The following is a 24,315-nucleotide window of genomic DNA, read 5'->3' as shown; positions in this document are numbered from 1 at the left end:
ATTATTAATGCCAATCAGGAGTTAAAAGGGAGTTATAGGTAGTTATCGCCCGTCAATGCGGGCTGGGAGTTAGATGCCAATGCCTCTTGCATTGTTTCTGTAGAGACGATGTGCACATCGTCTCTACTACGTGGCATATACAAAATGCACAAATAAATACTGCGTGAAGTATAACTCCTGAACGAAGTGATAACTCCGGTGAAACATAACTACGTTTAACTCCTGATTCGCATTATTAATTGTTAATTATCAACTGAGATACCCCCTCTGCATAAACACTAGGAAAATACACAAATCCTAACAGAAAGTGGATAACAGACAAGAAAAAATACAGACGGCAGCCGTTACCCTTTCCCCTCATGGGGAGAGCTGGAGAGGGGCTGGAGAGGAACTGGAAGGTTTCGGCTTCATCGCCTACGCCAACTCCCGCGTTGAGAAACTGAGGGATGAGGGACGGTATGACGCGGCCAACAAGCTGAAAATGTATCTCAGGAGATTCATCGCCTATTTGGGCAAGAACGAAGTGCCTTTCAAGGACTTCGACGCCTTGTTGATGCGCAACTACCACACGTGGCTAAAGAATCAGGAGCTGGGACGCAACACCATTTCCCTTTATATCCGGAATTTGAAGCGAGTCTATAAGCTTGCCGTCAATGACGGCCTTGCCGCCGACAGCAATCCCTTCGAAGGCATGGACGTGAGCTACCGCGTCAAGAAAGAGAAGAACGGCCTGACGCTTGCGGAAGTAAAACGTATGCGCGACTTGGACTTAAGCGGTGAACATCCGTCAATCGTCTTCGCCCGCGACATCTTCCTGTTTTCCGTCTATGCCCGCGGCATGAGAAGCGATGACATTCTCCGCCTGACAAAAGGGAACATCCGGAACGGACAGCTCACCTACCGCCAGCATCTTACCGGCAAGGAAATCTCCATTCCCTGGGAACCGGTACTGCAAGAAATAGCGGACCGCTACAGGCAGAAAGGCACGCTCCTCCTCTTCCCCATCATCACGGCAAAAGACCCGCGCGAACAATGGAGACAGTATGACAGCCTCCTGCACCGCATCAATTACAGCCTGAAGAAATTGGGCGAGATGATGGAGCTTGGTTATCCGCTGAACCTCACCGTCGCAAGGCATTCGTGGGAAAGCATGACCAAGAGCGTAAGCATAAGCGACCTGTTGTAACCATACTACACTTCCTACCCGGTTGAAATAAGAAGATAACAGTCTCTATGCTAAAGGACATTCCACAAACTCTGACATGCCCTGTATGTCGGTCGCAGATTCCTTTCACCCTCAGCGGACTGCTGCTTGGCGAACGATTCACCTGTCCCGGATGCCCGGCTATCGTATCATTGTCTACGGAAAGCCGGCAGACGGTACAATCCGTAACGGATGAATTCGACCGCATTTTACATCGTCAGACATTTATGGAAAATGATTTGCCCTCAGTAGCTCAAAAATTTACCGGTCTTCCTTGGGAAGAACTCATTGGCAGTTCCTTAAACACAGCGGAAAATGCTGAAGCAGCCTTGGCTATGTATATGACCCGCTTCTTGAAAGAGCATGGTCTTGAAGATTCTTTTGAATCCATCCTGATAGAGATGAGACTTGAGCATCCTCATGTTGAAGCCTCGGATGCGGATAGAACATCGGAAGACAAGCGTTCCGATGCCTCATTCAGCCTCCCCCTGTCGACTGTTATTCCACTCGGCTCATCAGGGATTGAAACACGACCCTTTTCAAAATGAAACAAGATTCACAAAAAGAGATGCGCAAGCAGATGTTCGACCGGATGGAAGCCGAATTGCAGAAAACCTGCAAGCCGGAAGAACGGATGTTTGCCTTGCATCCTGACGAAGACCATATCATCGTTTCTCACGCCTTGTTTCTGATGATGAGCAAGCCTTTAGCGGTCAAATTGCCAACTTTGAAAGGTCTTTACCTGTTGCGCAAGTTGGAGAAAGAGATGCTGGCGGCATACTTGACTGAGTCTGACGGGTTCCCCGAACTGCTGCGTTATTGCAACCTTCTGTACGAAGTCTTTCCTTACGAACTGGCAGCGGCGGCACGCAATGCAGCCATTGCATCCAAAGTCAGGAAACTGCAGGCAATCGGAATGGTTGCCGCAGGATATGGCGGCGACATGGAGGACGACACGGTGGATGACATTCTTGATGACATGGACTTTGACCGCAACAGCAAGGTGCGCAGCCACGTGATTGAACGGATGATGCCACAACTGAACCAGTTGGTGGAACAAGAGAAGATATATTAAAAAGTATGATAATATGACGACAGCTTTCACGGCACAGCCGTTTTGCAACGTTTACCGGTGAAAACCGTGACGGCTGCCGTCATTTCCAGAGAGAGTCAGCGTTTAGCGAGGTTGCAAGTCATGGTACTCGTTCGCCACATCAAAACAAGGGCATTCCTTTTGCGGGTCCAAGTCCCTATGTCCCACAATCAGGGCGTCGGGATATCTCCGGTGAAGCTGCTCCAGCAGGTTGCGCAAGGCAATGCGTTGGGCATCCGTCCGAGTGTCGGCAGGCTTTCCGTCCTTAGACAGTCCGCCGATGTAACAAACTCCAATCGAATGCCGGTTATGGTTCTTGCAATGTGCCCCGACCATTTCTTCGGGCCTGCCCGGTTCAATAGTCCCGTCCGTAGGAATGACGTAATGGTAACCGCAGCCTATCCAGCCCAGCGAGCGGTGGTAGCTGTCGATGTCTGCCATCCGAAGGGCACTGCCTGCCCTATTGGCAGAACAGTGCACGATAATCAGTGTAATGGTTCTCATAGGCCGCTGGCTATCGCTCCTCCGGCAGCACCGGTTATCAACAACTCAATGAACTTGACGATGTAAAGCAAAATGTTTTTCCAGTTTGTTTTCATACGTTTAGTGGTTAAATGAATAATAAGGATGAATAATCGCATGGCAATTTATTGTTGCAGGGCAGATTCGTTATCCGCCCTGCAAGGTTAAATTAAAGAATCCGCGTTTCAGAAAGACCTGGGAAAGGAAAGAATCATACGCCGGGTTCTTCCGGAACAGAAGCAGGCTTCCGTTTCGCCGCTTCCAGGTCCACAGTAGTTTCACCGGATTTCTCGGCTTTCAGTGTAGCCTTCTGTGCCAGGCGGCTTGCTACCGGAGCAAATTCGGCACGCGAGCGCAGGTTTTCGAAGTCCTCGCCGGGAGTAAACACGATATTTACCGTCTTGATGTTGGATGCAGTAAATTCTTCCATCGAATCGGCAGGCTCGCAAGTGAGGGAAATGCCGAAGGTGCCCAGTTCACCGAACTGCACTTTGCAGCCGTTCAGCAGCATCTCGACCAGACAGGCACACGTGTCGCTCACCACGCCTTTCACCGTACCGCGGGTAAACACCCCGTTGTGATCGGCGATGTGTTTCACGAACTCGTCAAAAGTCATCGTTTTGGTTACCTGGTTTTTGGCGTATGCCATTTCAGCTGCTTCTTCGTCCAACGGGTTTCTCCATAAATAGGTAGAGTAATTAATCATACTTTAAACTGTTTTTAAGGGTTAAACTTATGTTTGCTTGTCATCAGGGAACGTCAAACTTAAATGTCCCGGGAGTGAATTATTCATTCATCATTTTTCGTTCTTCATTTCTGATGACAATGCAAAGGTACTGCACCGGAAAGGCGAAATCAATTCGGTTGACAAGCGTTGACAAACCATTGACAACCGGTTGAGAAAACAAAGGTTCTAAGCTATCCATTATTAATGCGAATCAGGAGTTAAACGTAGCTATGTTTCACAGGAGTTATCACTTCGTTCAGAAGTTATACTTCACGCAGTATTTATTTGTGCATTTTGTATATGCCACGTAGTAAAGACGATGTGCACATCGTCTCTACAGAAACAATGCAAGAGGCATTGGCATCTAACTCCCAGCCCGTCAAGCGGGCGATAACTCCATCTAATTCCCTTTTATAGCCAATCAGAAATAAGAAGCTGTTTTGAATTTCTCCAAAAAGTTTTTCTTGGCTTGATGTATCCGTTTTCGTGTGTGCTTTGGGCGATTTTTTGGTCCTTTTCGCTCCTGTTCTTCGTCAGATAGCCCGCTATCTTCCTCATCACACAAACGAAAATGCCTCAAAAACTCATCCCAAATCAGCGCACGATAAATTCAAAACAGCTTCTAAAATGCGAAAATCATTTGTCATGCTGAGTGCCCATTTCCAATGGAAACTCCATTCGATTATGACAATACATCAAGAATTTTTTCGCAAATCAATTTTGTTCTACTATAACCCATTGGCATTATTAATTTTGAATATCCGCAAACATCCCATGTAGGGGCGTATCGCATACGCCCGAATGTGTCCACTTATCCATGCGGATGCCTTCAGGGCGTATGCGATACGCCCCTACAGTCAATTAGGTAAAATGCGGATATTCATTTTATTAATTATTAACTGTTAATTATTAATTGCTGTCGTGTCCGACATAACCATAAACATAAACGGAGGAAACAACCAGATCCTCCCCAACGCTACGGAAGCCGTGCAGAATTTCTACGGCAGCTACTTTCCGGAACATCCGCTTCCCGACAAGTCCGCTCAGGAAACGGAACCTCCCGAAGCGCAGAAGCTTGCCCTATATATAAATAAGGAGAACCTCGGCCGCTATCTCTCCCTCATCGGCGAGTGCCGGTCGGCTACCGAGCTGGCACGTGTCGTGGTGGAGATGGTGGAACAAGAGCCCAGACTCTTCCCCGAAGAAATGGTGAAAGAACGCTTCATCAGCCTCCTGCTGCCTTTTGCTTCCAAGCTTGAAAAAGGCAAGACCGTCGACAACATCCGTGCCCGCATCAACGACGCATGGATGAACCGTCCCAAGAAACGTCCCTGAACCTGTCTGAAAAGACCGCCCTGTCATGAACCCGATACTCATTCCAAGAGGACAAGTCACCGGGAAACTTTACGCATTTCCGGCATTTCACTTGAAACTCTTGGCCAATGAAAAAAAGCGCGTTCATAAAGAAAATAGCGGAAGCAGTCATCGAATCCATCCGGGAAGAGCATTTTGAGATACCTTATCTCAGGCAGATAGCCGCCGCTCAGGAATACCTGAATGCAAACCGCAACGCCGACCTCTCGCACGTGAAGTGCCTTCTCCGCTGGATAATGCCCAAGGAGTACCACGATGAGATAGACAAGCTCCACGAACGGGAAGACCCCCAGTTTGTCTGCATCATCAACGGCGGCCAGAACCTCATCGCTCCGAACGCGCAGCAGGCGGAACAGAACATACAGGATAGTACACCCGAAAAATGAATATATACTGCATCGGCAGTTGAATATATACTGCAACCGCTGATGAATATATACTGCAACTGCTGATGAATATATACTGCAACCGCTGATGCAGTATATATCCTTTAAAAAAGCAGTACGAATGTCCTCATTTTGCCCAAATGCCTTGTAGGGGGCAGGGTTTGCCTGCCCAAAAACATCCACGTGGATTAGTTAACGCATTCGGGCGCATACAATACGCCCCTACATGGGATGTTTGCAGAGCTAAATAATTGTCCGTTTGTCCATTGTTAATTGCGCAAGTTTTTTGCCATCTGAGAATTAATTGCTAACTTTGTAGACAGAGGACAAAGAACTTGCTTTGTCCTATCAGAATCAACAAGACAAGGAGGAACGTCTTATGAAAGAATACAAACCAATAGAAAAAGAGACCACGGGCATGGTCAGCGAACCAGGGCTTTCATACAGCAGTCCTAATGCGGTAAAGCCACCTGTGTCAGAGTTTTCTGATCAAATAATGGACATGCTTTTACAGCAACCCACCCAAGTCAAACTGTTGATTATTAACAAACTTGCCGGAAGTTTGCTTGTGGACAAAGAAACGGGAACGATGCATGAAAATCCGGAGGTTTGCAGCCGCAAGGAAATTGAAGCGAAGTTGGACAATCTTCATGTGAAAGGGCATTTACGCCGATTATTTGGAGCAGCTCCTTTCATTGATGAGAATGATGACTGGAAAAAAGAAAAAGAGGCTTATTTAAGGGAAAAATACGGAATATAAGATGAAATTATTCTTAGACACCAATGTAGTGGTAGATGCTGTGAAATTCCGTGAACCTTTCGTACATGCAATTGTCCCGATATTCGAAATGGCTGACGATGGTATCCACCAACTGATAATTTCAGATTTAACCTTTGCCAATGTGGCATACCTTACAAAAAAAGGAATGCCGTTGGGCGAATGGTACGGACTATTGGATGAGTTGCGTTCCAATGTACAAATTGCAACCACAGGAGAAACAAGTATTGATGCGGCTTTATTATTGAGAGCTAAAGATTTTGAAGATGCCCTGCAATATTTCTCGGCAAAGCAAGCCGCGGCAGACTGCATCATCACCCGCAACAAAAAAGACTTTTATTTTTCGGATATTCCGGTATATACTCCGGAAGAATTCTTGCTTAAGTAGCATACTTACTCGTTCTTAGAAGCTGTTTTGAATTTATCGTGCGATGATTTGGGATGAGTTTTTGAGGCATTTTCGCTTGTGTGATGAGGAAGATAGCGGGCTATCTGACGAAGAACAGGAGCGAAAAGGACCAAAAAATCGCCCAAAGCACACACGAAAACGGAAACATCAAGCCCCAAAAAACTTTTTGGAGAAATTCAAAACAGCTTCTTACATCTAAATTTTATTTTAGGCCTACCGTCTGTAATGTAGGGGATGTCTGAATCGAACGCTTACGAACCGTTTCCCCGCGAAGGTATCTTCATAAAAACAAGGGCAGGATGTCAACTCACAAACTCATAAACTCACAAACTTAAAATGAGTTATATCCGTCAGCGTATGAACAACACATCACGTACTGACATCGAATTGACTCCGCTAAAAGCGGAAATCGAAGCCATATTCAATGAAAGCAACATAGATGATGATTGTGACACTATTGCAAGCCTGCTTTCACCCTATCAGAAAGCGGTTCGTGAATCGTTAAGCCAAGGCAACTACGCCGAAGCCGTAACCGTCCTGCTTGAAGTACTCGAAAGCCTCGCTTACCACTTCGTGGGAGACGAACATTACAACTATTTCGATGACATGTACAGTCCCGACTATGTTTGCCAAGACATGATGGAGGCAATTATCAGCTCTATCAAGAATGGGAATTTTCCCGATGCTGAGTTACAGCGTTTGAAAGACGGAATGGAGAAATTGATGCATACAGAGACATACGAAGATTATGGTGTGCCGTATGCATTGGATGTGTGGGAGAAGTTTCTGGCTTAAATGTTATTCATTGTTCACTATTAACTATTCATTTTTTTATGGTAACTACGACTATGAAAACTTATGCCCTCAACCATCGGCATAAGTACTAACAAATTGTAAAAATCAACCGGATTTTAATTTTATTTTAGGCGTACCGCTTGTAATGCAAGGGGTACGTCTGAATTGGACGTTTACTTCTTATATGCATATATATCCAAAAGCTCATGCAGAAATGGTGCCCGCAATTGTTGGCATTATTAATAGGTGGAATACAACATATTGCGAAACGTATTAAATAAATATATAGGCATAGGCGTTTAAGTCGCACTACGCAATTTATTGGTTTGCAGTCTAAAAGGTTCTGAATTAGCCATCCGTCTGATAAGCACATCGAATATTGTGTCCATGTTATTGCGTCTATTGTATCGAAAATGATACTCGTCAAGATAGCCTTGGAGCTGCGCTTTTGAACAGTGATGATGTATTCCCCTCAACCATCCCTTGATATTCATAATGTGTATATGTATATCGGGAAATGACGATCCATCTTCGGATTTCCTTTGTGTTAGCTTTGGATAGTCGGATTTTATTGGCAAATAGCCGTTCCACTCGTCAGTGACGATTTCAGCCTCTTTGGATATGTGATCGATGAACAATGGTTTCAGGGATTCTGCCGAGGCATTTTCTATGGCTCGCGCATACGCTCTGCCGACGCCCTTGCCGGGCAATATCTCAAGTGCGACTTGAACTAGGCGCTTTTTCCCTTTGGAACGACCACGTTTCTGTTCTTCCTCTCCGCCAATATAGAATTCATCGACATGGACTTGACCATTAAGCGGATACTTGCATGAGCTTTTCATTGCATACTGTATCTTTCGCTTGAATTCCCAACAAGTCTTCTGCCGTAATTCGTACTCTTCCGACAATTCCAAAGAAGACATCCCTTTCTTTTTAGTGCTGATTTTGAATGCTATATGGAACGCGATAAGCAAAGGAAATTTCAATTTGTCAAACATTGTGCCTGCTGTCGGACTCTCATCATGCTTGCACTTGGTGCAACGTCTCGAATATGGTTTTGTCCCTTTACAGTAGTGGGTGTGACCACATCTTTTACAAATGTAGCCATTCTCCCATTTAATATCCGCCAGATACTTGTAACATTCGTCATCTGACACAAAACGCTGGTAGAATTTAATTGAGTTCACGCCTTTGAATTGATTTCTGGTTCCCATGCTACAAAGGTAGCGATTCTATCTCAATTGGTGCGGCTTAAACGCCTATACCTATAAATATATTTCAAAAAACAAAAATCATGAGAATTTGTGCAATTATGCCCATTAAACTTCACAACGAACGTTGTCCGGGCAAAAATACGAGAATGTTGGGAAATAAACCACTATTGCAGCATGAATTAGACAATCTTAAAGCAACAAATTTATGCGATAAGATATGCGTTTTTTGTAGTGATGAAAGCGTGACCCACTATTTACCGCAAGGAGTGAATTTTATAAAACGATCACCAGAACTTGATTTGCCAACCTCAAACTTCACGCAAATCTTCACTGCTTTCATGGAAATAGAAAAGGCCGACATTTATGTATATGCACATGCAACCGCTCCTTTCATTACAAAAGAAACAATGAAGCTGTGCATTGAAGCAGTGAAATCGGGAGAATATGACTCCGCTTTCTGTGCCGTGAAACTTCAGGATTATCTTTGGCAAAACGGCGAACCTTTAAATTTTGATGCTACAAATGTGCCAAGGACACAAGATTTGACTCCAATATATCAAGAAACATCTGGTGTATATGTATTCACGAAAGAAGTGTTCCTGAACTATCATCGTAGAATCGGGCATAAACCATTCATCAAAGAAGTATCCTTTAAGGAAGCTATAGACATAGATATGCCGGAAGACTTTGAATTGGCTGAAATATTCGATAAGATAAATCTCTAACATAAAAATACAATGGGAAAAATTAATGTTTTAGATGTCACTCTCAGAGACGGAGGGTGTGTTAACAACTTCAATTTCGGACAAGTATATATGGAAAAGATACTTGCTGCACAGGAAGCATCTGGCGTGAATGTCATAGAAATGGGTTATCTCGATGAGAATAAGGGAACCCAATCCGGACGTACGCAGTGGATTTCCATTCCTGCAATCAGTGACACCTTGTTGAAAGAAAAGAAAGCGGGTATAAAATATGTTGCCATGATGGATTATGGGAAATATTCGGTAGAAAAATTCCCTTCAAGGACTGAAAACTATATAGACGGCATACGGGTCGCTTTTCATAAAAAAAACATGCACGACATCGTGACCATAGGGAAACAGATTATGGAGAAAGGATACGAACTGTATATCCAACCCATGATTACACTCCGCTATAGCGATGCCGAGCTTTTGGAATTGATTGAGCTTGTCAACACCGAATTGCCGCAGGCTTCAGGCTTCTACGTTGTTGACAGTTTTGGAGAAATGCGACCTAATGACATGAGCAGGATGCTCAATCTTGTTGACCACAATCTCATACCTTCGATGTTGTTGGGCTTTCATTCTCATAACAATCTTCAGATGTCCTATTCCAACGCTTGTGCCATGCTCCAATTCCCGACTAACAGAGATTTAATGCTGGACACCTCGATTATGGGTATGGGAAAAGGAGCCGGGAACTTGAATACAGAGCTTTTGTTAGAGCATCTCAACCTTTATTATGGAGGTCATTACCACATAGCCCCTTTGCTGGAAGTGATAGACAAGGTGATAAACCAGTTGCATTCTGAGTTTTATTGGGGGTATGCGCCCGAATATTACCTATCGTCCGCCAATCATTGTACGCCCAGTTATGCGAGCCATTTTTATAACAAGCACATGCTTCCGATAGACCAGGTTGCCGAATTGTTGAGCCTCATTAAAGAAGAAAAGAAAATCTCCTTTGACAAGGAATATGCAGAAGAACTATATAGAGCTTACAACGAAAGCAAGACGGTTGATGATTCAAATGTGGTAAAGGAATTGAAGACTGCTTTTGAGGGGAAAGAGGTACTTATTATTGCTCCTGGTAAGAGCCTGTTAGCATATTCTTCTCAGATTGATGTAATCAAAGACAGGGAGAATGTTGTTTCCATTGGTCTTAATCTGACTGGTGAGACTAAAGTTGATTATTTACTTACAACAAGGAAAGATGTCTTTGACAATTCTATAAATAATGGCATCCCTATCATCACTACTTCTAATGTTTCTAAAGGTGCGAGAGGTAATGTTAAAATATTGAACTACAAGAATTGGATTGAAATCGATGATCGCACACACGACTCTTCATTTGTAATCGCAGCAAACCTATTGAAAGCCTGTGGGGTTAGGAGCATCTATCTTGCAGGTTTGGACGGATTCTCGGTAAATATCAATGAGAACTATTATGACCCGAATTTACGTCGGCCTGTAAACGAGGAACAAGCAGACAGAAGAAACAGGTATTATAAAAACTTTGTTTCAAAACTGCGCTTAGAAAGTATTGATGTAAAATTTGTCACGCCATCCCGTTATGAATAAAAGAATCAAATGTTTGGTAATGGATGTCGATGGAACGTTGACAGACGGCAAGATTTATATGGGAGCCAATGGTGAAATGATGAAGGCTTTCGATATAAAGGACGGTTATGGAATCCACGACATCTTATTACCCAATGGTATTATTCCGATAATCATTACAGGACGATGTTCTGAAATTGTAGAGAGACGCTGTAAGGAACTTGGCATATCTGAAATACATCAAGGAATTAAGAACAAAAAAGAACACCTCATGACATATTGCAAAGAGCATAATGTCATGTTAAGAGAATGCGCTTACATAGGTGACGATTTGAATGATCTTCCATGTATTCGACTCATAAAAGAAAACCATGGAATTGTTGGGTGTCCTGCCGATGCGGTCAAAGAAGTACAAGACATCACAGATTTCCAATCACGGTTCTCTGGTGGGAATGGTGCTGTCAGGGAGTTTATAGAATGGCTTTTTTGTTGAACATATTTTAAATACGCATAAACGTATTTAACGACTTAGTTTGTTATGGCAGAGTTAGTAGAAGTATTAAGAAAAAAGTGTTGAGCATGTTTGCAAGCTGGAGAGTAAAGTCTATAGAGGAAAGTTTATATATCCAGTTTATATATCCAGAGGTAAAGTATAGATTTGTGGTTAAATAACTTTGAATAATATAGAGTCTGTTTCTATGGGCAAATATCGCCGTCTTGGCAAAAATACGCTGCTCGTGTTCATAGGCAATGCAGGGGCTAAATTGATCAGCCTGTTGATGCTTCCGTTCTATACACGGTGGCTCAGTGTTGAAGACTATGGATCAACGGATATTATTACAGTGTATGTGACATTCCTGACAGGATTTGTCAGTTGCAACATTGCGGAATCCATATTCATTTTTCCAAAAGGAGCTGATAGAGATCGGCAGGAAATTTATTTTTCTTCGGCATCATTCTTTTTATTCCTGATGCTTGGACTGACTGCCCTCATTTTTGGCGTTGCCAGTGTTGTATTTAAACGATGTGACATACATAACAGTTTCTCAGATAATTTATGGTTGATTTATGGGATGCTTGCAGGTATGATAGTTCAACAATTTGCACAGCAGTTTACACGCAGCATAGATAAAATACAAGTCTACAGCATAACGGGCATTGTTCTCACTGGCTTTACAGCATTATTTGCATTTATGCTGATACCCAAGTGGGGAGTGGACGGATATGTTTGGAGCATGATTGGTGCATACCTGTTATCGGCTTTATATTCCATTACATTTTCAAGAGGTTATACATATTGGTCATGCCATCGGTTTTCGATAAATGCATGCAAAGAAATGTTAAAGTATTCCATCCCGTTAATTCCTAATGGTATTATGTGGTGGCTGGTCAGTGCCCTAAACCGTCCGTTAATGGAAGCTCATTTAGGTATGTATGCAATCGGCATATTTGCTGTTGCTAATAAATTCCCAGGCATTCTGAGTATGCTGTTCACGGTGTTTGTCACTTCTTGGCAGATTTCAGTATTGGAGGAATTTGGAAAGAAGGGATATGAAGTGTTTTTCAACCGAGTATTCCGGTCAGTTGTCACAGGACTGTTGATAGTATCGCTACTCATCACACTGTGTAGCAAATTGCTAGTCAGTCTTTTCACATCTGATGACTTTTTTGAGGCATGGCAATATATTCCTCTTTTAGTGTTGGGCACCGTGTTTTCCTGTGTGTCAAGCATGGCTGGCAGTAATTTCTCTGCTACACGCACAAGCAAATACTTCTTCTATTCCAGTGTGTGGGGAGCGGTTGCAGCTGTTTTATTCAATTTCATACTCATCCCTTCTTTGGCTATATGGGGAGTTGCACTGTCAGTAATGCTCTCTTTTGTGGTGATGGCACTGTCTCGTATCTGGTACGGATGGAAATATGTTCAAATCACCAACGTCTGGAAATACATATGGATGCTCGTTCTCACAGGATTGTATATTGTTGCCGCAAGCCTTCAGGTAACGCCCTATTGGTTCAACCTGATTGGTTTTGTATCAGTTGTGGGTATCTTTGCGTTCATTAATAAAGACTTATTACTGTTAGTTCAAACAAAATTCAAACTTAGAAAATGAAAATATTAATCAAACAAATTGCTAAATTTTTCGTCCAATCATTGAAGTTTACGCTCTTTTTGCTACGGGTCGTCTGGCACAGAGCTTATATCAATCCTATAAAGAGACAATACCACGGCACTGTAGCTGTATTGGCCAATGGGCCTTCCTTAAAAGGAGTGATTCCCACCCTACAGACCGATCCGGTTTTTCAAGGAGTGGACTACATCGTCATGAATTACTTCGCGTTCGAAGACATCTTCTTCAAAATCAAACCGATACATTATTGTCTGGCTGACCCGATGTTTTTCAAAGAAACTCACCGAAAACAGGAAGCACAACATCTCTTCGCCGTGCTGCAAAAGAACGTGGATTGGGATTTAAATATCTATATTCCATCTGTATATTTAAATGCATTCAAAGCGTTCAGTCATTTGTCCAACCCTCACCTCCATATTGTTCCGCTCAACTATCTAGAGTATAAAGGTTTCGAACGATTCCGTTTTTTCTTTTACAGAAAAGGGATGGCCATACCACGCATAGAAACCGTAGCACAAATGTGTATATATGTAGGCATTAATTCTGGGTATTCCACGGTTCGTGTATATGGAGTGGATCATAATTTTTTCGAAACTCTTTGTGTGGATGAGAACAATCATTTATGCAATCGCGATACTCATTTTTATGATAAGAAGGAGGTATCTCTTAAACCCTTGAAGAGAAATGACAATGGAAAATATTGGAAAGTCAGTGAATATATTGCTTATTGGGGAAGACTGTTTGAAAGTCATGATATATTGGCTGACTATTCAAAATACAGCAATGTCACTATTTTAAATTGCACCAAAAGTTCCTTTATAGACAGTTATGAAAGAGAATCATAAACAGTAAACATAATCACCCTAAAACAAGTAACACAATTAGACAAAATGGGAGGAATTCCGTCTTCTGGCTAAGAGGTTGCGAGGGATACCGATACGATGAAGACATCAAAAAATTCTTGCTGGAAACAAAATGGTGAAACAATCCCGAGGAATGGTTTAAAGAGCATTGGCAATTGATTACCAATATGGGTAGGCTTAAAGAATATTATTAAAAAAATACGATAAAATATGAGATTGAAGTCTTTGTTACCAATAGTATCATTAGTAATTATTAACAAATTGGGGGGGGGGTAAAACGCAGGTTTTATAGTTGGACTGCAAAACATTATCTATTGTATCATCAGGTAAAGTTTGACCCCAAGGAATGTTATTTCAACGGACGCACCTATTTGAACTTAGGTAAAGGATGCAAAGTCTCAATCGGTGACGATTTTATCGCCAATTCCGGCATCATGGCAGCTATCGACTGCGGCAATGGCTGTAAGATTTGTGTACGGGACAACGCCACATTGACAATAGGCGAACACTCTGGCATGACCAATACCATCATCCAATGCTATGAACGTATACAGATAGGTCATCACGTTAATATAGGTGCTGGATGCCTGATTATGGATACAAATTTCCATTCTACAGATTGGCATAAAAGACTAGACAGGCAAAAAGATATCGAGAACCCTCGTAATGCGCCCATAACTATTGGTGACGTGGTATTCATCGGTGCACGTTCCATCATTTGTAAAGGCGTCACCATAGGAGATCATGCCATGATTGCGGCTGGAAGTGTTGTCGTAGACGATGTACCTGCCAATGAGGTCTGGGGAGGAAATCCGGCTAAGTTCATCAAAAAGATATAAGCATTTATTTGAGTGTCTATTCATATTAATAAAATTTGGTGACTATCCTCAAATAGCCCATAACTATCCGAATCCCCTATGACATTGGCAGAGAATCGCTATTTAATGGGGAAAAGAAGTTGAGAAGATTAGTAAAAGATTAAGTAATAGATATTGAAATAAAAACGTTGTGATTTCACTGATTGTATTTTTTCTGATGCTTGTGCTCTACAAGCGTCACAGAGCTTGGTCGCTCTTTTTGTTTTTCATTTGTCTGGGTAATGGATGCAGTATATTCCCTTATGGTGAAGGCACATTTAAGATAGATGATATGTCTCTAGCATTCATACTGCTAATTTGCGGTTATCATGTAGCCATACGAGACTGGTCGTTTTTCTCGCTCGACAGACTGGCCAAGCGTGTATGGTGGATGCTTGCTTTCATAATGGCCGTGACATTGTTTTCCATTATCTATTATGAGGTACCCTATGTTTATGTTATTAGAATGGCTAGATTTCATTTATTTGTGCTTGCCTATTTTATAATCAGAGACCAGAGTTATACAGATCTTGTAAAAACATTCCGTATGTTGGGCACGCTGACATTCGTTACGGCTATATTGTTTATATTTCAATTACCGCTTAACCAAAGTCTGCTGCTTAATACCAAAGATGTTGTTGCCAGTGCAGACTATGGTGGATTTTCACGATTTACCAATATGCCGCCCTACGCAAATATGTTTCTGTTTCTCAGTGTATTCACGGGTAAGACCTTTGTTTTGTGGCGTTTTAAGCAGAAACTACTAGTGCCAGGTACGTATGTGTTGATGCGATTGGCAACAATGGGGCGTACAAGCATCTTGATTACCATGGCTTCGCTACTTTTGGGTATATGTTGGAAACGAAAAGAATATTTCAAATGGGTGGTTCTTGGCTTCATACTACTTACTCCAGTTTTGGTCATTGTGCAGACTTCATTTCAAAATCGCGGAACAGGTGGCGACATAGAAGGCATATTTAGAGGCGAATATAAAAATTATGCCACCGGTTATAAGGGACAAGGTGAGGAAACCACCTTGCTCTATCGTGTGGCTTGGTTTTATGAGCGAGCAACTTATCTCTCAGAACGTCCCTTGCCTGAGCAACTGATGGGCCTGCCTTACATTCCTGATGACGAACCGATCATGAGAAAATATTGCCGATTTGCCGTGAACAGTTACGATGGTACAAACGACAGTCAGGTGCTTCGATCGTATGACATTGCTTGGGGTAATTGTGTCACCCAGTTTGGCATATTGGGCACTATTATTCTGCTCTGTCTTTGGGGATATATAGGTCTCTACTTTTATCGCTACCGCAATCACCCTTTGGCTTTCGCTTCACTTATCCTCTTTATCAGCTTTTTTGTCGGTTCTATTGCCGGAATGAGTTTTACACAACTCAAGGATATTGTTATCTACTACGCACTCTTTGTACTGCTGCAAAAGACTATGGCTGTGGAGAGAAGAAAACGAATCAGATAAAGGTCACTGTAAACATTATTTCAAATATCTATTATGAATCAATTGATGTTATTACTCATCGTTCTTTTTGTGGCCATATTCTATAGGCTACTAATCTTGTTGTTGACTTCACCGCTGTTATGGTTGTACTCTCATGAGGCGCGTCGTGTAAAAGGGAAATTTTGCAAAGGACGGAACTTGTTTGAAAAAGCCCGTAACTATATCTGTGCTTCGAGTAATGGTTATGTAGAGCGCTTGGCTTTGAAATGGATCAGTGAAATACCATCTCATCATATACGTAACTTCTTCTATCGGCATATCTACCTGATAGATATGGCAGATAAGGTGGTGATTTATACAGGTGCTGAAATTCGTAATCCTACATCGTTGAAAATCGGCCGTGGAAGTATCATTGGCGACAATGCTATACTAGATGCACGAGAGGGTATAGAAATTGGTAAAAATGTTTGCTTTGCTTCGGGTGTGCATATTTGGACTCTTCAGCACGACTATCGTGATCCTTATTTTGCATGTAATCCCGAACATTGCGGTCCTGTAAAGATTGAAGATCGAGCATGGATTGATCCGCGTACCATTATCTTACACGATGTGACTATCGGAGAAGGTGCTGTGATTGCTGCAGGAGCCGTAGTAACCAAGGATGTACCCCCCTACACACTTGTGGGGGGGGGTGCCGGCAAAGGTGATAGGAAAACGTCCAAAGGAGCTTAAATATGAGTTTAACGGGAGTCACCCAATATTCTTATAATTCATGGGAGATTGCGATAAAATGTTATGAAAGTTCATACATGTCTAACTTAAACCAAACTTCATCAAACTAAGAAACTATTAACCAAATTGGTATAACCGAAACAACAATATTTCATTATGAAAGTCAGTTTACTAACACTTTTTACACCTACGCGCGAAAATGTTCGTGGACCTTCAGCCTTGCCTTATTATTTACTGAAACATCGGAATTCAGACATTGATGTCGAAGTATTTTCTTTCAATTTGAATAAGATTGAGGTAGATCAGATCCGACAAGTAGAGCAATCACTGAATTTGCGCATACATGTTTGGCGATTGCCTCGCTGGTACTCCTTTCTGGTAAGATATGACCTGACAATGGCAAGAGTGTTTTTCAATTACCCTTTATTTTGTTATATCCAACCCTCCGATAAGCAACTAAAACAGTTGACGGCTAACCGACCGGATGTGATTTGGCATTATTGGGACACTTTTATTGGGTTAAGTAAACGTTTGCCTCAGTTTAAGCATGTTATAACTGGTCCCGATAGCCCTTCATTAACTTACTATCGCCAGATAGTTGACCTATACAGTTTCAGGAGCCTTATTTTCTATTTAGGATTAGCAAAGGTCACTTATTCTACAGTTAAACAGATGAGATATCCTGTAGGTAGCAATGTTATTTATCATGTGGTAGGTAGAGAAGATCTTGAGGTAGTAAGAAAGGTTGCGCCCGATAAAAAATACTTCTTCTTGTATCATCCGCATTATGAATTGGCAGATCATGTTACAATAGATTTCTCAAAACCGGTTTTGCAGATTCTGTTTGCCGGTGCATATGATGAACGTACAATTTCTGCCATGGATGAAATAGTCTCAGTTTTGACCCGTATGGACGACCATCTTAAAAAATCATTCAGTTTTACTTTTATAGGAGCAGGATGGGAGAAATGCTGTAATGTGTTGAAAGAATCCGGTTGTGATGCTATTTCTGTACGTTGGGTGGAAAATTATGTGGAAAGCATAGCTAAATATGACATATTCCTCTATCCGATAGAAGTAGGTGCAGGTACAAAAGGTAAAACGTTGGATGCTATTGCCAATGGTTTGTTGACTATAGGTACTAATGTAGCCTTAGAAAATATAGCTGTTCGAGATAAAGAATCGTGTATTATTTATAGATATGCCGATCAATTGCCTGGTATATTAGAGGATATTCTTGCACAACCATCTCATTATGAATCCATGGCTCGTTTGGGCATGGAGAAGGTACGAAAGTATCATGAACCACATCGCTGTTCCACAGCGTTTTTTGATTTGGTGCGCAAATTTATACAGGGACTAGTGTAAGCAGATTTGCTAATTGGGTACTTCTAATTTGTATTCGAATATTTAAATAAACAATGAAAGTAAGTATTATAACCGTCAACTTCAACAATGCGATGGGGTTGAAGGCCACGCTTGAAAGTGTATCATGTCAGTCTTACAGAGATTATGAGGTCATAGTGATAGATGGAGCCAGTACGGATGAAAGTGTGGATGTGATTAAAAGCTACATACCTCGCATCGCTGATTTAAGCTATGTGTCTGAAAAAGACTCAGGTATCTACAATGCTATGAACAAGGGTATAAGAATGAGCAGCGGCGACTATCTTAATTTCATGAACTCCGGTGACATATTTTGCAATGAACTGGCATTGGAACAAATAACCCCTTTTCTACAACAGGAAAAGGCTATTGTGACCGGCATTGGCTATGCCGAAAACTACAAGATAAGACCGCCCAAGCCGACAGAATTATCGCTGACTTTCTTCCTTAAAAACAGTATGAATCATCAGGCTGCGTTTATAAAGGCAGCAGTGATGAAGCGATATATGTATAATGAAAATTACAAAATCGTGAGTGATACGGAGTTTTTCTTTAAGGCATTGGTGCTTGATAATTGCTCTTATCTTGACGTATCAGTCAATGTCTGTGCCTGCGAGAAGGCAGGGGCAAGTGGCAATCTTAATGAGTCGCTGCAAGAGCGCTACAGGGCAATTAAAGCACTTCTGCCCGAGCGGATGTCGCCGGATGCCGACTTTATCATCAAATATGATAATCCTATTATACGTTGTATTGGGAATGTTCTTTATAACAAATTCTTTAGATTGCTTTATGATAAAATTATTAGGCGAGGACGAAGGATATGAATCAAGCCGTAATTTTACTGACATGAATAGAATTTATATCTTTGATATCTGTGGTACTCTCTATCGTTCAAACACAACTTTTGATTTCCTTGAATATTTCTTGAAAGATACAAACATTTATTATCGCTATTATAATATTCTGCGAAAAACAATTGTTTGGCGCCTTTTTAACAAGATTGCTGTTAAATTGTTGCGTATGGATATGACAAGAATCATAGCCTTGTGTTTTCTTAAAGGTTATACTTATGATGAACTAAAAGATGCTGCACAATCTTTTTATAATGAATATCTCATTCCTCATCAAAACGTAAAGGTTATTGATTCACTAAAATCATTGTCGTTGGATCCCCACAATAAAATTATTATCGTATCTGCAACGCTCGATTTTATTGCAGATATCATATCCAGACATGTACCTTGCCAAAGTTGTTACAGTTCTCAGCTTGCATATCAAAATGGCGTATGCCAAGGAAAATTATCTGTTGACTTGTTAGGGCGTAAAGTTGAAAAAATATTTGCTGACTTTGAAAGATATTTTGAAGGTGTTTATACCGATGATTTATCGGATATGACTTTGCTGGAAAAAGCTAAAGAGAAAAATATTATAGTATATCCTAAAACAAAGGAAAAATGGGAACGACTATTGAAGAAAAAAGGCTGGAATGCAAACATCATAGCATGTTAATGTTTTATATCCCGTTCGTTTATGCTATTAAAACCAGATTTTTACGACGTAGCAAATTAGGTGTGTTAGTATGGGGAACAGAGTATTTAATCCCTGTGTTATTGGCTATGTATTTAGCCAATCAAGAAGCGTTCTTTACAATACAAACTCTACTCTCGCTTGTTGGGGTTTATAACTTTTATGAAATAGGTTATATCCAAAATGATTGTGAGACAATAAAGAAAGAAAAGCACCCTACATTAAGAATCAGTCCTTCAGGATTGGCATACTACGAAAAATATAAAGTCATTATTTATGGGTTTAGGTTAGTAATAGGAGTGCTCCTGTCCTGCATTTTTATTTATTGGAATGTTTCTTATGTTGTCATACTGTCCTTTTGGTCTATAATACCTATATATATGTTATACAATGGAATTCGCGGAAGAATTAATTTATATTTTATTGTAGTCTTGACAGCTTATCGATATTGTATGCCATTATTTTTATTTACTTCAACTTATAGTCAAAATTGGGGAATTAGCATTTTGGTATTATTCCTATCTTATCCTATTATTAAATTGATAGAAATATGTTCAGGAGGAAAAGGGTTGCCGCAAGAGCGTTGGACCAAATTTTTTATGAGCCATTATGACAAACGTTTTTCATTCCGCATCAAATACTATGTTACATTGAGTATTGGAATATGTTTATTTCTATTGTATTTAGGAACGTCTATACAGTTTTGCATTATTCCTTTTTACTTTTTCTTGTTAAGGTTGGGGCAAGTAAACATGCCGAAATTAGGGGCAAGGTAAAATAAGAATATGTATTTATGATTTCTAAAATTTTGTAAGCAGTCAAATTGAAAGGAATAACTTTGCTGCGAACTAAAAAAAGATTATGTATAGCAGTGAAGATCTTGAAAGGTTTTACTTTCAGTACCAGAGCGAGGCATTGCCTCATGGAGAATCTCTCCAATCGTTTTGTGTCAAGAACAAAGTCCCATAACATTTTCTAGAAGGCAAAGCATGGAAACGAAAGAACTCCTGATAGAATTGCGCAGTCTGTTGGTCAGTGAACTGTCAAAGGATTCAGAATTCAGAAGCCAATATTATACAGGAGCCCTTAATTACCTGAACCGGTCCTGAAAAGAGATCTTTGCTTACTTGAATGACGGTGAACTCCCGATTGACAATAATCTTGCGGAGCGGACCATTCGAAAGCTGACAACTCAACGCAACAATTCACTTCATTATGGCAGTGATGCGGGTGCTGAGATGGCCGCCACTTATCATAGTGTAATAGGAACGGCAAAGCTTCATGGCTGTTCTGGCATATCCCACGTGACAAACAAACTCTCGGTTCAAATTGTAACTTTTATTACAAAAATCATATGATTAATGTCTCAGTTATTACTGTGGGTATGAATCATCTTTCATATCTCAGGTCATTATTATCTTCTATTTTCGGTAATAACAAGCCCAAAGTTTCTTTTGAGATGATTTATGTGGATAATTGTTCTACGGATGGAAGTGTAGAATATATCAAGAAATATTATCCGCAAATAAAGATTATCGTCAATCAAAAACCTTTAGGATTTGGAGAAAACAACAATAAAGGTGTCTTGGCTTCTACTGGTAAATATATAGCTATTATCAATCCGGACATAATTTTACAACCGGATAGTTTAGATAAGCTCTATCAATATGCCAATAATTATCCAGAAATAGGGATGGTCGTACCTAAATTACTGAATCCTGATGGTTCTATACAATATTCTGTACGAGGATTTATTTCATTAAGTACGTTATGGGCGAGAATCATAACAAAAGGGAAAGATAATGCCGTTAACAGGAATGTAGAAAATTATTTATGCAAGCATTTGGATTTTGGTAAAACACAAGCGGTAGACTGGGCTATTGGTGCTGCAATGTTTCTGTCAAGAGAAATGTTTGCTGAATTAGGAGGTTTTGATTTGGATTATTTTCTGTATATGGAAGATGAAGATATTTGTTTACGAACATGGAAAATGAATAGACCTGTTATTTATTATCCAGATGCTGTAATGATACACAATCATTTAAGAGGTAGTTCTAAATTTAGTAAAAAGACATTGTTGCATTTAAGTAGCATAAAGACTTTTTTTCAAAAACATGGATTACATATTAAAAGTTACAAAGAATCATTTGATGGAATTTTATAAGTTTCATCAATTGAAGAAGCTATTGTCGGCTGGTTTGAGGATAATGACAAGCAATGTTTAGAATAACTCCTATAAAAATCAAAAAGATAGATTTCATATACAATGAGAAAAGTAGCATTAATCACCGGTATCACAGGTCAGGACGGTTCCTACCTTGCCGAGTTTTTATTAGAAAAAGGATATGACGTACACGGCACCATCCGTCGTTCATCGGTGGACTGTCGCGAACGTATCGCCCATCTGGAAGGACAGCCGCATTTCCACCTGCATTATGCGGACTTGGGAGATTCGATGAGCCTGATTCAGGTGATGAACAAGGTGCGTCCTACGGAGGTATATAACCTTGCCGCTCAAAGCCATGTGCAGGTCAGCTTTGACTCCCCAGAATTTACCGCTGATGTAGACGCTACGGGAGTGCTTCGTATCCTGGAAGCCATCCGCCAGTGTGGTCTTGCTGATACCTGCCGCATGTATCAGGCTTCCACTTCGGAACTGTATGGCAAAGTGGAGGAAGTGCCGCAGAACGAGAATACGCCTTTCCATCCTTACAGCCCGTATGCCGTGGCAAAACTATACGGTTATTGGATTGTGAAGGAATATCGTGAGGCATATAACATTGTTCTGCTGTTCGGGCATTCTGTTCAACCACGAGAGTGAACGGCGCGGGGAGACATTCGTGACACGCAAGATTACGCTTGCCGCCGCACGCATCAAGCAGGGCAAGCAGGAGAAACTGTATTTGGGTAACCTGTCTTCACTTCGTGACTGGGGATATGCCAAGGATTACGTGGAATGTATGTGGCTTATCCTGCAGCATGACAAGCCTGAGGATTTCGTCATCGCCACGGGTAAGCAGCACAGTGTACGTGAATTCTGTTACGAGGCATTCAAGCATGTAGGCATCGAACTGGAGTTCCAAGGTGAAGGCATTGACGAGAAAGGCATAGACAAGGCTACCGGCAAGGTGTTGGTAGAGGTTTCGCCTGATTTCTTCCGTCCGACGGATGTGGTGAACTTATGGGGAGACCCGACTAAGGCGAAGGCTGAATTGGGTTGGAACCCGGAAAAGACTACATTTAAAGAATTGGTAAAACTCATGGTAGATGCTGATATGGCAAAGGTAGCCGCTGAGGATGCCGGACAGAAAGTGCGCACCAACCTTGCCGAATATTTGGAGAAAGGAATCGTAAAATAAGGTGACGAGGTATCAATCATGTTAAAAAAATCATCGAAAATATATGTGGCGGGACACCATGGACTGGTGGGTTCCGCCATCTGGAACAACCTCTTGCAGAGAGGATATACAAACCTTGTAGGACGCAGTCATAAAGAACTGGATTTATTGGATGGTACTGCCGTAAAGCGTTTCTTCGATGAGGAACAGCCTGACGCCGTGGTATTGGCAGCGGCACATGTCGGCGGCATCATGGCAAACCTGCAATACCGTGCGGACTTCATCTACCAGAACCTGCAAATACAGCAGAACGTTATCGGCGAGAGCTTCCGCCACCATGTGAAGAAGCTGCTGTTCTTGGGAAGCACTTGCATCTATCCGCGTGAGGCTCCCCAGCCGATGAAGGAAGAAGTGCTGCTCACTTCTCCTTTGGAATACACCAACGAGCCGTATGCCATCGCCAAGATAGCCGGACTGAAAATGTGCGAGAGCTTCAACCTGCAATATGGCACGAACTACATTGCCGTAATGCCTACCAACCTGTATGGGCCGAATGACAACTTCCACTTGGAGAACAGCCACGTGCTTCCGGCAATGATACGCAAGGTCTATCTTGCCAAATGCCTGAACGAAGGGAACTGGGAAGCCGTGCGCAAGGACATCGACTTGCGCCCGGTGGAAGGCGTGAACGGCAGTAACACCAGCGAAGAGATACTGGAAAAGTTGGCCAAGTTCGGCATCACGCCCGAAGCTGTCATATTATGGGGAACAGGCAAGCCCCTGCGTGAGTTCCTGTGGAGTGAAGAAATGGCAGATGCCAGTGTACATGTATTGTTGAACGTAGACTTCAAAGACACCTATAAAGAGGGTGATAAGGAAATCCGCAACTGTCACATTAACGTAGGCACAGGAAAAGAACTGAGCATAAAAGAACTTGCCGAAAAGATTGTGAAAGAAATCGGCTTCAAGGGAGAACTGCGCTGGGATGCCACAAAACCGGACGGAACGATGCGTAAGCTGACGGATGTAACCAAACTGCATAATTTAGGATGGCATCACAAAGTGGAGATAGACGAAGGCATCCATCGTCTGTATGAATGGTATTTGAAAGGGATTTGCATCAATCACCAATAAGCGTCCAAAACTGACGTATTGCCCGTTCAGATAGATGTGCCTACCTTCGCACTGTCAATATAAAAAGTTTGGTGATATG

The 24,315-nt window shown here is 41.7% G+C and carries 26 protein-coding genes and 2 pseudogenes; 25 read left to right on the top strand and 3 right to left on the bottom strand.

From position 1 onward, the window contains the following. The first annotated feature begins 307 nt into the window (after nt 1-307). From BACSA_RS00445 to BACSA_RS00435, 3 genes are all read left to right on the top strand, one after another. Nucleotides 308-1,186 (top strand): tyrosine-type recombinase/integrase, encoded by an 879-nt coding sequence (locus BACSA_RS00445; protein WP_013616162.1) that lies wholly within the window; start codon nt 308-310, stop codon nt 1,184-1,186. Nucleotides 1,187-1,431: 245 nt separating this feature from the next. Further along, nucleotides 1,432-1,752, top strand: coding sequence for a hypothetical protein (locus BACSA_RS20485; RefSeq protein WP_245546562.1), 321 nt, complete (start codon nt 1,432-1,434; stop codon nt 1,750-1,752). Further along, nucleotides 1,749-2,279 (top strand): hypothetical protein, encoded by a 531-nt coding sequence (locus BACSA_RS00435; protein ID WP_013616160.1) that lies wholly within the window; start codon nt 1,749-1,751, stop codon nt 2,277-2,279. Before BACSA_RS20485 ends, BACSA_RS00435 begins: the two co-directional genes overlap by 4 nt. A gap of 102 nt (nt 2,280-2,381) precedes the next feature. On the opposite strand, the gene BACSA_RS00430 is transcribed toward BACSA_RS00435, so the two are convergent. Together BACSA_RS00430 and BACSA_RS00425 are read right to left on the bottom strand one after the other, a co-directional pair. Further along, the gene (locus BACSA_RS00430; RefSeq protein ID WP_013616159.1) at nt 2,382-2,801 is read right to left on the bottom strand and encodes an N-acetylmuramoyl-L-alanine amidase; all 420 of its coding nucleotides are present in this window, start codon (nt 2,799-2,801) and stop codon (nt 2,382-2,384) included. Between the two features lie 229 nt (nt 2,802-3,030). Next, nucleotides 3,031-3,525, bottom strand: coding sequence for an HU family DNA-binding protein (locus BACSA_RS00425; RefSeq protein ID WP_013616157.1), 495 nt, complete (start codon nt 3,523-3,525; stop codon nt 3,031-3,033). A 942-nt stretch (nt 3,526-4,467) separates the two neighbouring features. Between BACSA_RS00425 and BACSA_RS00420 the strand changes: the two genes are divergently transcribed. From BACSA_RS00420 to BACSA_RS00400, 6 genes are all read left to right on the top strand, one after another. Beyond that, nucleotides 4,468-4,881, top strand: a complete 414-nt coding sequence (locus tag BACSA_RS00420; RefSeq protein ID WP_013616156.1) for a hypothetical protein — start codon at nt 4,468-4,470, stop codon at nt 4,879-4,881. A 107-nt stretch (nt 4,882-4,988) separates the two neighbouring features. Next, on the top strand, nt 4,989-5,306 hold the full coding sequence (locus tag BACSA_RS00415) for a hypothetical protein (protein WP_013616155.1): 318 nt from the start codon (nt 4,989-4,991) through the stop codon (nt 5,304-5,306). A gap of 379 nt (nt 5,307-5,685) precedes the next feature. After that, nucleotides 5,686-6,066 carry a hypothetical protein gene (locus BACSA_RS00410; RefSeq protein WP_041583803.1) on the top strand — a complete coding sequence of 127 codons (381 nt, stop codon included), beginning with the start codon at nt 5,686-5,688 and terminating at the stop codon, nt 6,064-6,066. 1 nt (nt 6,067) lies between these two features. Continuing rightward, the gene (locus tag BACSA_RS00405) at nt 6,068-6,472 is read left to right on the top strand and encodes a type II toxin-antitoxin system VapC family toxin (protein WP_013616153.1); all 405 of its coding nucleotides are present in this window, start codon (nt 6,068-6,070) and stop codon (nt 6,470-6,472) included. A gap of 43 nt (nt 6,473-6,515) precedes the next feature. Continuing rightward, on the top strand, nt 6,516-6,692 hold the full coding sequence (locus tag BACSA_RS19050) for a hypothetical protein (RefSeq protein ID WP_169311428.1): 177 nt from the start codon (nt 6,516-6,518) through the stop codon (nt 6,690-6,692). A 158-nt stretch (nt 6,693-6,850) separates the two neighbouring features. Further along, nucleotides 6,851-7,288 carry a hypothetical protein gene (locus tag BACSA_RS00400; RefSeq protein WP_245546561.1) on the top strand — a complete coding sequence of 146 codons (438 nt, stop codon included), beginning with the start codon at nt 6,851-6,853 and terminating at the stop codon, nt 7,286-7,288. 299 nt (nt 7,289-7,587) lie between these two features. On the opposite strand, the gene BACSA_RS00395 is transcribed toward BACSA_RS00400, so the two are convergent. Beyond that, nucleotides 7,588-8,502 (bottom strand): IS1595-like element ISBasa1 family transposase, encoded by a 915-nt coding sequence (locus BACSA_RS00395; protein ID WP_013616151.1) that lies wholly within the window; start codon nt 8,500-8,502, stop codon nt 7,588-7,590. 80 nt (nt 8,503-8,582) lie between these two features. Here BACSA_RS00395 and BACSA_RS00390 point away from each other — a divergent pair, with 80 nt between their 5' ends. The 16 genes and pseudogenes from BACSA_RS00390 to BACSA_RS00315 all read left to right on the top strand — a co-directional run bounded on the left by BACSA_RS00390 (nt 8,583) and on the right by BACSA_RS00315 (nt 24,236). Then, nucleotides 8,583-9,227 carry an acylneuraminate cytidylyltransferase family protein gene (locus BACSA_RS00390; RefSeq protein ID WP_013616150.1) on the top strand — a complete coding sequence of 215 codons (645 nt, stop codon included), beginning with the start codon at nt 8,583-8,585 and terminating at the stop codon, nt 9,225-9,227. A gap of 12 nt (nt 9,228-9,239) precedes the next feature. Next, nucleotides 9,240-10,826: an aldolase catalytic domain-containing protein gene (locus tag BACSA_RS00385; RefSeq protein ID WP_013616149.1), complete on the top strand. Its 1,587-nt coding sequence runs from the start codon at nt 9,240-9,242 to the stop codon at nt 10,824-10,826. Further along, nucleotides 10,819-11,298: a KdsC family phosphatase gene (locus BACSA_RS00380; protein ID WP_013616148.1), complete on the top strand. Its 480-nt coding sequence runs from the start codon at nt 10,819-10,821 to the stop codon at nt 11,296-11,298. Before BACSA_RS00385 ends, BACSA_RS00380 begins: the two co-directional genes overlap by 8 nt. A gap of 205 nt (nt 11,299-11,503) precedes the next feature. After that, entirely contained in the window at nt 11,504-12,919 is a 1,416-nt protein-coding gene (locus BACSA_RS00375; protein WP_013616147.1) for a lipopolysaccharide biosynthesis protein, read from the top strand. Then, entirely contained in the window at nt 12,916-13,782 is an 867-nt protein-coding gene (locus BACSA_RS00370) for a hypothetical protein (protein WP_013616146.1), read from the top strand. The genes BACSA_RS00375 and BACSA_RS00370 overlap by 4 nt, the downstream gene beginning before the upstream one ends. Before the next feature lie 332 nt (nt 13,783-14,114). Then, nucleotides 14,115-14,639, top strand: a complete 525-nt coding sequence (locus BACSA_RS00365) for an acyltransferase (protein WP_013616145.1) — start codon at nt 14,115-14,117, stop codon at nt 14,637-14,639. Nucleotides 14,640-14,808: 169 nt separating this feature from the next. Further along, on the top strand, nt 14,809-16,140 hold the full coding sequence (locus BACSA_RS00360) for a hypothetical protein (protein WP_013616144.1): 1,332 nt from the start codon (nt 14,809-14,811) through the stop codon (nt 16,138-16,140). Between the two features lie 33 nt (nt 16,141-16,173). After that, nucleotides 16,174-16,851 carry an acyltransferase gene (locus BACSA_RS20780; RefSeq protein ID WP_013616143.1) on the top strand — a complete coding sequence of 226 codons (678 nt, stop codon included), beginning with the start codon at nt 16,174-16,176 and terminating at the stop codon, nt 16,849-16,851. A 156-nt stretch (nt 16,852-17,007) separates the two neighbouring features. Next, entirely contained in the window at nt 17,008-18,219 is a 1,212-nt protein-coding gene (locus BACSA_RS00350) for a glycosyltransferase (protein ID WP_013616142.1), read from the top strand. A gap of 53 nt (nt 18,220-18,272) precedes the next feature. Beyond that, entirely contained in the window at nt 18,273-19,061 is a 789-nt protein-coding gene (locus BACSA_RS00345) for a glycosyltransferase family 2 protein (RefSeq protein WP_013616141.1), read from the top strand. Beyond that, nucleotides 19,027-19,746, top strand: coding sequence for a haloacid dehalogenase-like hydrolase (locus BACSA_RS00340; RefSeq protein ID WP_041583801.1), 720 nt, complete (start codon nt 19,027-19,029; stop codon nt 19,744-19,746). Before BACSA_RS00345 ends, BACSA_RS00340 begins: the two co-directional genes overlap by 35 nt. Further along, entirely contained in the window at nt 19,692-20,540 is an 849-nt protein-coding gene (locus tag BACSA_RS19695; RefSeq protein WP_144005161.1) for a hypothetical protein, read from the top strand. Before BACSA_RS00340 ends, BACSA_RS19695 begins: the two co-directional genes overlap by 55 nt. A 204-nt stretch (nt 20,541-20,744) precedes the next feature. Continuing rightward, nucleotides 20,745-21,056, top strand: a pseudogene (locus BACSA_RS00330) (IS66 family transposase); the annotation flags it as partial. A 62-nt stretch (nt 21,057-21,118) separates the two neighbouring features. Then, nucleotides 21,119-21,928: a glycosyltransferase family 2 protein gene (locus tag BACSA_RS00325; protein ID WP_013616138.1), complete on the top strand. Its 810-nt coding sequence runs from the start codon at nt 21,119-21,121 to the stop codon at nt 21,926-21,928. A 102-nt stretch (nt 21,929-22,030) separates the two neighbouring features. Further along, nucleotides 22,031-23,123 (top strand): annotated as a pseudogene (gmd, locus tag BACSA_RS00320) (GDP-mannose 4,6-dehydratase). Nucleotides 23,124-23,141: 18 nt separating this feature from the next. Then, the gene (locus BACSA_RS00315) at nt 23,142-24,236 is read left to right on the top strand and encodes a GDP-L-fucose synthase family protein (protein ID WP_013616137.1); all 1,095 of its coding nucleotides are present in this window, start codon (nt 23,142-23,144) and stop codon (nt 24,234-24,236) included. Nucleotides 24,237-24,315 lie beyond the last annotated feature (79 nt).

The sequence above is a fragment of the Phocaeicola salanitronis DSM 18170 genome (genome assembly GCF_000190575.1).
Classification (GTDB): Bacteria; Bacteroidota; Bacteroidia; order Bacteroidales; family Bacteroidaceae; genus Phocaeicola; species Phocaeicola salanitronis.
The sequence above is the reverse complement of the archived record's forward strand: the minus strand, read 5'-3'. Positions and strand labels throughout refer to the sequence as shown.

What these genes read in the sequence shown, in the direction of transcription:
- BACSA_RS00430 (WP_013616159.1), bottom strand. Translation starts at nt 2,801, where the DNA reads ATGAGAACCATTACACTGATTATCGTGCACTGTTCTGCCAATAGGGCA.
- BACSA_RS00340 (WP_041583801.1), top strand. Translation starts at nt 19,027, where the DNA reads ATGATAAAATTATTAGGCGAGGACGAAGGATATGAATCAAGCCGTAAT.
- BACSA_RS20780 (WP_013616143.1), top strand. Translation starts at nt 16,174, where the DNA reads ATGAATCAATTGATGTTATTACTCATCGTTCTTTTTGTGGCCATATTC.
- BACSA_RS00405 (WP_013616153.1), top strand. Translation starts at nt 6,068, where the DNA reads ATGAAATTATTCTTAGACACCAATGTAGTGGTAGATGCTGTGAAATTC.
- BACSA_RS00370 (WP_013616146.1), top strand. Translation starts at nt 12,916, where the DNA reads ATGAAAATATTAATCAAACAAATTGCTAAATTTTTCGTCCAATCATTG.
- BACSA_RS00400 (WP_245546561.1), top strand. Translation starts at nt 6,851, where the DNA reads ATGAACAACACATCACGTACTGACATCGAATTGACTCCGCTAAAAGCG.
- BACSA_RS00410 (WP_041583803.1), top strand. Translation starts at nt 5,686, where the DNA reads ATGAAAGAATACAAACCAATAGAAAAAGAGACCACGGGCATGGTCAGC.
- BACSA_RS00435 (WP_013616160.1), top strand. Translation starts at nt 1,749, where the DNA reads ATGAAACAAGATTCACAAAAAGAGATGCGCAAGCAGATGTTCGACCGG.
- BACSA_RS00390 (WP_013616150.1), top strand. Translation starts at nt 8,583, where the DNA reads ATGAGAATTTGTGCAATTATGCCCATTAAACTTCACAACGAACGTTGT.
- BACSA_RS00415 (WP_013616155.1), top strand. Translation starts at nt 4,989, where the DNA reads ATGAAAAAAAGCGCGTTCATAAAGAAAATAGCGGAAGCAGTCATCGAA.
- BACSA_RS00380 (WP_013616148.1), top strand. Translation starts at nt 10,819, where the DNA reads ATGAATAAAAGAATCAAATGTTTGGTAATGGATGTCGATGGAACGTTG.
- BACSA_RS00345 (WP_013616141.1), top strand. Translation starts at nt 18,273, where the DNA reads ATGAAAGTAAGTATTATAACCGTCAACTTCAACAATGCGATGGGGTTG.
- BACSA_RS19050 (WP_169311428.1), top strand. Translation starts at nt 6,516, where the DNA reads ATGATTTGGGATGAGTTTTTGAGGCATTTTCGCTTGTGTGATGAGGAA.
- BACSA_RS00375 (WP_013616147.1), top strand. Translation starts at nt 11,504, where the DNA reads ATGGGCAAATATCGCCGTCTTGGCAAAAATACGCTGCTCGTGTTCATA.
- BACSA_RS00325 (WP_013616138.1), top strand. Translation starts at nt 21,119, where the DNA reads ATGATTAATGTCTCAGTTATTACTGTGGGTATGAATCATCTTTCATAT.
- BACSA_RS00350 (WP_013616142.1), top strand. Translation starts at nt 17,008, where the DNA reads ATGAAAGTCAGTTTACTAACACTTTTTACACCTACGCGCGAAAATGTT.
- BACSA_RS00395 (WP_013616151.1), bottom strand. Translation starts at nt 8,502, where the DNA reads ATGGGAACCAGAAATCAATTCAAAGGCGTGAACTCAATTAAATTCTAC.
- BACSA_RS20485 (WP_245546562.1), top strand. Translation starts at nt 1,432, where the DNA reads ATGGAAAATGATTTGCCCTCAGTAGCTCAAAAATTTACCGGTCTTCCT.
- BACSA_RS00315 (WP_013616137.1), top strand. Translation starts at nt 23,142, where the DNA reads ATGTTAAAAAAATCATCGAAAATATATGTGGCGGGACACCATGGACTG.
- BACSA_RS00425 (WP_013616157.1), bottom strand. Translation starts at nt 3,525, where the DNA reads ATGATTAATTACTCTACCTATTTATGGAGAAACCCGTTGGACGAAGAA.
- BACSA_RS19695 (WP_144005161.1), top strand. Translation starts at nt 19,692, where the DNA reads ATGGGAACGACTATTGAAGAAAAAAGGCTGGAATGCAAACATCATAGC.
- BACSA_RS00385 (WP_013616149.1), top strand. Translation starts at nt 9,240, where the DNA reads ATGGGAAAAATTAATGTTTTAGATGTCACTCTCAGAGACGGAGGGTGT.